A 7,311-nucleotide genomic window follows, 5' to 3' on the forward strand; every position below is an offset into this window, starting at 1 on the left:
GCCACCATCCAGGGAAAACCACTTCAAAAGCCAAGGATGGACTTCTGACTGCCGCTTGCACGACTAGCATCAAAGTGCCAACGAGGTAAATGGCCCAGCTGATAGCCAAAGGATGCAAAGAGCGGGCAAGACCCTGCACCAATGCCCCCCCGGCCGCAAAGCTGACTACTCCCGCCACCAGCATCAGATCGCCAATACTCGCACTGGACAGTCCGGCGCCGGGGTGGCTAAGCACTACAGCAGAGACACCACCAAAACCCAGAGCAACACCGAGCAAACGTTGAAGGGACAAACGCTCACGAAACATGATCGCGGCAAGCACCGCTGACACCAAGGGGCTGAGAGCCATGATGAGAGCGCCGTTCGTCGCAGTGGAACGCTGCAATCCTTCTGCGAAGAGCAGTTGGTTCAGGTAAACCATCAGTACGCCGCAAACGATCAAGGTAAGCATTTGCTTTCCGTCCAAACCAAGAATGATCTGGCGCTTCCAGACCATGATTCCAGACAAAACAGCAAGCGCCACAGCCATCCGCAAGGCTGCGAGCATAGAAGTGTCGAAGCTCGTCGTGAGTTGCTTCACCACAGTGACGTTGAGCCCCCAAATCACCATCGCAGCGATCAGAGTCATCTGCACTCCAAGTGCACGGCGACTCGCAGTGCTTGGACTGTCAGGAAGCATGGGTTCCGCGTTTCTTCATGGCGCAGCAACCGTTCCAGCACAATCCCCAAACCCAATACGCACAGCACCTTCGGCTTCACACCAGCCACGTAGGGTCAGCGTATCTCCGTCTTCAAGGAAGCTCCGGACTTCACCGTTGGGTAGCTTGATCGGGTGCTTTCCACTTGTCGTCAACTCCATCAACGAGCCCRCCTCACTCGGATCTGGCCCGGACAGAGTCCCAGAACCCAACAGATCTCCTGCTTGCAAGTTGCAGCCATTTACTGTGTGGTGAGCGACCAATTGCGCAGGTGTCCAGTAAGCAGCCCGGCTGACGTTAGTTCTTGAAAGGGGCACAGGCCGCTCACCCATCTCGCGCATTTTTGCGGTTTGCAGAAGAACTTCGAGAGCTATTGAGAACGAACCCTTTTCTCGATTGCCATCGCAGTCAAGATACGGAAGGGGTTGCGGGTCGTCTGGCGATCGTTCGAAGGCGACGCGAAAGGGAGCCAACGCCTCCATGGTCACCATCCACGGCGACAAAGTACTGGCGAAATTCTTTGACAGAAATGGGCCAAGAGGCTGATATTCCCAGCCTTGGATATCACGCGCGGACCAATCGTTGAACAGGGCCACACCAAAGAGATGACCCTCAGCCTTTCCAATGTCGATGGGCTCGCCCTGTTGATTGCCCGTCCCGACAAACCAACCCAACTCCAACTCATAGTCCAGGCGTTTGGATGGCCCCAGACTGGGCGCAGCCGCGTCGGGGGCCTTCGTCTGTCCACGGGGCCGCTTAACAGTGGATCCACTCACAYCTATCGAAGATGCACGGCCGTGATACCCAATGGGTACCCACTTGTAGTTAGGCAGCAATGGGTTGTCTGGACGGAACTGCTTGCCCACCGTGGTCGCGTGATGAACACTCGTGTAGAAATCGGTGTAGTCGCCCACACGGCAAGGCACTGTGTACTCACATTCAACCTGAGGCACCAAAGCACCAAGCCAGGTGGTACGTTGGGGACTGCCATCACGCAGCCCTTCAGAAATCTTGTGCCGGAGGGCTCGACGATCATTCGTGGCAAGACCCATGACGACGTTCATGTCGTCGGTGTCGATTACCCCCGCGGCCCGAAGGTCCAAGACCTGATCACCGATAGCCACGCCGATCTTCCAGTTGTCCTGACTATCAATTCGCTTGAATCGTCCGAAAGGCAAGTTCTGAATGGGGAAATCGMAGTCTGAAAGATTGGCTGAGTCGACCCAGCTTTTTAGCTTCGGGTCGTGGGTTGCATCGATGTCATACATAGTCTCTCTGCTCCTTCAGACGGGCTTGAATTGATCCTTGAGACCTGCCCAGCAGTCGGCGTAGTCATGATCCAAAGGCGCCTTATTAATTGCAAAGGCAGAAGGAATGAAGCGATACCGGCTCTCGAACATGAACGCCAGGGTGTTCTCCAGCTTCTGCGGCTTCAGGTCTACGCTAGAGGCCTTTTCGAAGGCCTCTTCATCAGGTCCATGCGGCACCATTGCGTTGTGAAGGCTTGCACCGCCTGGTTTGAATCCGCCTGGTTTCGCGTCGTACTCGCCGTAGACCAACCCCATGAACTCGCTCATCAGATTGCGGTGATACCAAGGGGGCCGGAAGGTGTYTTCCATSACMAKCCARCGCGGCGGGAARATCACGAAGTCGCAGTTCGCSGTKCCRGRYGTGTCRCTMGGCGAWGTSAGCACRGTGAAGATSGAKGGRTCGGGRTGGTCRAAGCTGATRGARCCGATSRYCATGAAGTTGGCCGTGTCGTACTTCACCGGMGCCAGATTTCCATGCCATGCCACAACGTTGAATGGCGTACCCTTCGCTGGCGCAATCCAAAAGTGCCCACCAAATTTCTTGATCAGCTCGTAGGCACCCGCTTGTTCCTCGAAGGCTGCAACAGGCGCCAGAAAATCGCGTGCATTCGCAAGGCCATTGGAGCCAATGGGCCCGAGTTCAGGCAGACGAAACTGCGCGCCATAGTTCTCGCACACATACCCCCTCGATGGTCCATCCGGTACAGCAACCTTGAAGACAACACCGCGAGGTAAAACGGCAATCTCCCCTGGCTTGAGATCTAGGACTCCCAATTCAGTCGTGATAACCAGCCGGCCCTGCTGGGGGACGATGAGCAATTCACCATCCGCATTGACAAATGCGCGCTTATCCATGGACTTGTTCGCCAGGTACACCAAAGAGCCCACACCTGCTTGCGCATCCGCGTCGCCATTGGCTGCCAAAGTTCGCATTCCATCAACGAAGTCGGTTTCCACGCCTTCCTCAAAAGGAATGGGGTGCCAGCGCATTGGCTCGGGTGCGAGGATCGTCTCGCGATCCCTTCCCGTGGTCCACAGTGGTTGGCTGTAAGCCTGGTAGCGCCCCGCCACCACCGAGGGTTGGCGTCGATACACCCATGTGCGGCGGTTTTCATGCCTCGGGGCAGTGAACGCCGTTCCAGAAATAAGCTCGGGGTACAGGTCTAACGGCGCCCTTTGCGGACTATTGCGCCCCTGAGGCAGAGCACCTGGCACAGCCTCCGTGGCGTGCTCATTGCCGAAACCACTTTGATAGCGGCGTTCCGAATTGAGGTGGTCGATCACGCTTTGCTCCTAGACAGGTGTTGCGGAACGGAAAATCCCCGGATGTGAGGACGCACCGACCCACTCGCGCCACCCCAAAAAGGTCGGCGCGAGCCGAGAGAACAGGTGGTTGTGGACTGTGAAGGGGGCTCAGCCTTCGAGCGTCTTCCACATCTCGACGTCACGCTCTGCGGTCCAGATGCGTGGATCTGCGTATTGAGTGGCCTCGTCATAGCAACGGGTCACATCGAACGGCATGCAGTGATCGAAGATGACCCAGTGACCATACTTGGGCTTCAGCGCTGCGAACGTTTCCTTGTAGATCGTGTTCAGGTCCTTGCCTGCAGAAACGCCCTTTTGCACGTTTGCGTATACATCGGCGATGAATTCGCCAGTCTCTGAAAGGCCTTTGGCCACAGCCTCAGGAGTGGTAAGCGCTGCTCCACGACCCGGCACCAAAGCTTTAGGCTTGAGGGCTGCAAGATTTTTCAGAGTTTGCGGCCAGTCCTTGAAGTAGGCATCGCCTGCATAGGGCGTAGCGCCAAATTCGACAAGATCCCCAGACAGCAGAGCTCCCTCGCCAGGCAACCATACGACAGTGTCACCTTTGGTATGGCCACGGCCGAGTTGCAGCAACTGGACTTCCACCTTGCCAAGCCAGAGCGTCATTTTTCCGGTGAAGGTCATCGTGGGCCAAGTCATGCCGGGGGGCACGGTCTCAACACCCGCGAAGAGACGAGGGAAACGACCAATTTCGCTGGCCTTGTCCTGCTCACCACGCTCAACAATCAAATCGTACGTGTCTTGGCTCGCAAGGATGTGATCTGCCCCGTATGCGCTTGCACCAAGCACGCGCACAGCGTGGTAGTGCGTCAGAACGACGTACTTGATCGGCTTGTCGGTCACCTCGCGAATACGGCGGATGACGTCCTGGGCCATGGCGGGGGTAGCCTGCGTGTCAGCCACAAGCACCGCATCGTCGCCAATGATGATGCCGGTGTTTGGATCGCCCTCCGCAGTGTAGGCCCAGGCGTGCTCGGATATTTGGCTAAAGGTGACCTTCTTCTCTTCAAGGTCGGCTTGCGAAGCAAACTTCTTGGTTTCTTGGCTCATGGGATATTCCTTCTGAAACGGGTTTATGACGGTCAATGTGAGCCGAGGTACGCGGCCTTGACCTTGGGATCGTTAAGGAGTGCACTTCCGGTCCCCTCCAAAGTGATGTAGCCGGTCTCAAGCACGTAGGCACGATCTGCGACACCGAGAGCCTGCTTGGCCATTTGCTCAACCAGCAGAATCGTCAGCCCTGACTCACGCAACTGGCGAATGGCATTGARGATGTCTTTGATGATCAACGGTGCCAATCCGAGAGAGGGCTCGTCCAGCAACAAGAGCCGTGGTTCACTCATCAGTGCACGTGAGATCGCCAACATCTGCTGTTCACCGCCCGACATGGTTCCGGACAACTGGTTCTGACGCTCACGCAATCTCGGGAAACGGTTGAATTCACGCTCGATCGCCGCTTCAATCGCTGCTGGATTGCGCCGGCGGGAGTAGCCGCCCAACATCAAATTCTCCCGAACCGTCTGGTCGGCAAAGACGCCTCTGCCTTCAGGTGACATGGCGACGCCAAGCGCAACGCGTTCGTGCGCTCTGACTTTGGAGACGTCCTTTCCATCGATCTGGATACTTCCTGCGCTAACAGGCTCCAGTCCGCAAATGCTCTTGAGAAGAGTGCTTTTTCCTGCGCCGTTGGCACCGATGATGGTGACTACCTCGCCCTCGCGCACTTCCAAACTCACGCCTTTGACGGCTTGGATCGCACCATAGGCGACCTTGACTGAATCGAGTTTCAACATTGGGTATTTCCAGATCAGGGGGCGACAAGAGCTTCCTCGGGTTCATCAACGCCCAGGTAGGCCTCGACAACACGTGGGTTGGCTTGCACTTCAGCGGGCTTTCCCTCTGCGATCTTGATGCCGTAGTCCAACACGATCACGTGGTCAGAGATCGACATGACCAAGTCCATATGGTGCTCAACCATCAAGATGGTCACGCCGCACTTACCAATACGCACAAGAAGATCGCCCAATTCAGCTGTCTCCTGTGGATTGAGACCAGCAGCTGGCTCATCCAGCAAGAGCAGTTGAGGCTCGGTGGCTAGCGCTCGCGCCAGCTCCACGCGGCGCTGGAGTCCATAGGGCAGACTGCCTGCAGGTTGATAGGCCAGATGCAGCAAGCCGACCAGGTCCAACAGTTGCAAGGCGCGGGCGCGGGTGGCTGCTTCCTGCTTTCTCGCGCTGGGAAGCGCAAACAATGATGCGAGGAACCCATTCGTCATGCGCGTGTGGCGGCCCAGCATGACGTTGTCCAAGACCGACAGGTCTGCAAACAGCCGCAGGTTTTGGAAGGTTCGCCCCATGCCCATACGACAAATGGCATGCACGGGTCGGCTCGACACCTCTTGGCCAAGGAACTTGATTGAGCCTTCGCTCGGATCGAGAAGCCCGGTGAGCATATTGATCATCGTGCTCTTACCAGCGCCATTCGGACCGATCAACGCATGGATGTGCCCGCGCTGGAGTCGGAATGACACGTTTTGAGCAGGCCTTACCCCACCAAAGTTCTTAGTGACACCTTGAGCCACCAACAACTCACCCTCTCCCTGGGGACCGATGCGCGTCGGAGCTGCAGAGGTGCTAGACAGATCAGATACAGCAGCGGTTCGGCGGAACCACTTGGAGAGTAATCCCGTGACTCCCCCAGGCATGACATAAAGCGCAAACAGCAGCAGAAACCCATAGAGAAAGTGCTGGGCTGATGGCCAGCGGGCCAGCGCCGCATCGATCACTGTGAGAACAACGGTTCCCACCAAGGGGCCGTACTGAGAACCAGCCCCACCAAACAGCACCAACAGGAGAATAAAGATCGAAAGATGGAATGTGATGAAGTCTGAATTGATGTACTGGTTCTGTTGTGCCACCAGCGCCCCAGCAATGCCGCAGGTAACGGCAGCTACAACGAAGGCAATGACCTTGGCTCGATAGACACGCACACCCACTGACGATGACGCGATCTCATCGGCTTGCAGCGAGAGCAGCGCTCGGCCAAAGCGGCCCTGCAACAGATTGCGCAGCAGCAGATGGGTCACAGCGCACAGGGCAATACCCAGCCACACCCACTGGAGTGATGTCAGCGGCTGTCCGCTCCAAGTCAGGGGTTTGATACCGTAGATTCCCTGGGCACCGCCAAACACATCTGTCCATTCGCCAACGAGCTTTTCAACGACGATGCCGAAAGCCAGTGTCACCATCGCGAGATAGGGTCCTTTGACTCGTAACGACGGCAGCGCGATCAGCACCCCACAAATCCCAGAGACAACAGCTGCCAACGAAAGCGCAAGCCACGGGTTGATCTCTGTACGCGTTGTGATCAATGCCACCGCATAGGCCCCCGCTGCAAATAGACCAGCCTGGCCCAGCGACTTCTGCCCTGCATAGCCTACAAGCACATTCATGCCTGCAGCACAGAGGTAATACACGCACATCATGAAAACGATGCGCAGGTAGTAGTCATTTCCTAAAAGGGACGCCAAGCCTGCGAGAACAGCGACGGCAGCAATGACCCCGAAAAAGTGTTGGCCGCGCTTCATACCTTCTCCACCATCTGCTTGCCGAAAAGACCGGTTGGGCGGAACGCAAGAACCAGAATGACGAGGGCAAAAACAGCGACCTCGCGCCACTGCGCTGACCACAGGTTCACCAATGACTCAAGGACACCGAGCACGAACCCACCAATCACACAACCACGTGGATTACTCAGTCCACCGATCATGGCGCCAGAGAATCCCTTGAGCCCCACAGTAAGACCCATAAAAAGGGATGCCTGAGCAATGGGAGCGAGAAGGAAGCCCGAAAGACCGGCCAGCGCAGAACTGACCACGAAAGCTCCAATCATCACTGCATTGGTATTGATGCCCATGAGGCTAGCGACGCTTCCGTTAGCCGCGACCGCCCGCATGGCCTTACCCACCATCGTTCGGT

7 protein-coding genes are annotated in these 7,311 nt (G+C 56.7%); all 7 read right to left on the bottom strand.

From position 1 onward, the window contains the following. The coding region (locus tag AC04MI_RS21730) for a DMT family transporter (RefSeq protein WP_476498666.1) at nt 1-628 on the bottom strand (628 nt) is incomplete at its 3' end. 66 nt (nt 629-694) lie between these two features. Next, a complete protein-coding gene (gene fahA / locus AC04MI_RS21735; protein ID WP_476498667.1) occupies nt 695-1,966 on the bottom strand; it encodes a fumarylacetoacetase in 1,272 nt (423 codons plus the stop codon). A gap of 15 nt (nt 1,967-1,981) precedes the next feature. Then, entirely contained in the window at nt 1,982-3,292 is a 1,311-nt protein-coding gene (hmgA, locus tag AC04MI_RS21740; RefSeq protein ID WP_476498668.1) for a homogentisate 1,2-dioxygenase, read from the bottom strand. Between the two features lie 129 nt (nt 3,293-3,421). Beyond that, nucleotides 3,422-4,384 (bottom strand): MBL fold metallo-hydrolase, encoded by a 963-nt coding sequence (locus tag AC04MI_RS21745; RefSeq protein ID WP_137748620.1) that lies wholly within the window; start codon nt 4,382-4,384, stop codon nt 3,422-3,424. Between the two features lie 32 nt (nt 4,385-4,416). Next, complete coding sequence (locus AC04MI_RS21750; RefSeq protein ID WP_476498669.1) at nt 4,417-5,127, bottom strand: ABC transporter ATP-binding protein; 711 nt, start codon at nt 5,125-5,127, stop codon at nt 4,417-4,419. A gap of 14 nt (nt 5,128-5,141) precedes the next feature. Next, nucleotides 5,142-6,920 (bottom strand): branched-chain amino acid ABC transporter ATP-binding protein/permease, encoded by a 1,779-nt coding sequence (locus AC04MI_RS21755; RefSeq protein ID WP_476498670.1) that lies wholly within the window; start codon nt 6,918-6,920, stop codon nt 5,142-5,144. Then, nucleotides 6,917-7,311 (bottom strand): branched-chain amino acid ABC transporter permease (locus AC04MI_RS21760; RefSeq protein ID WP_476498671.1); only part of this gene is annotated, 395 nt, incomplete at its 5' end. The genes AC04MI_RS21755 and AC04MI_RS21760, both read right to left, overlap by 4 nt.

It is taken from the genome of Acidovorax sp. LjRoot204, assembly GCF_056175785.1.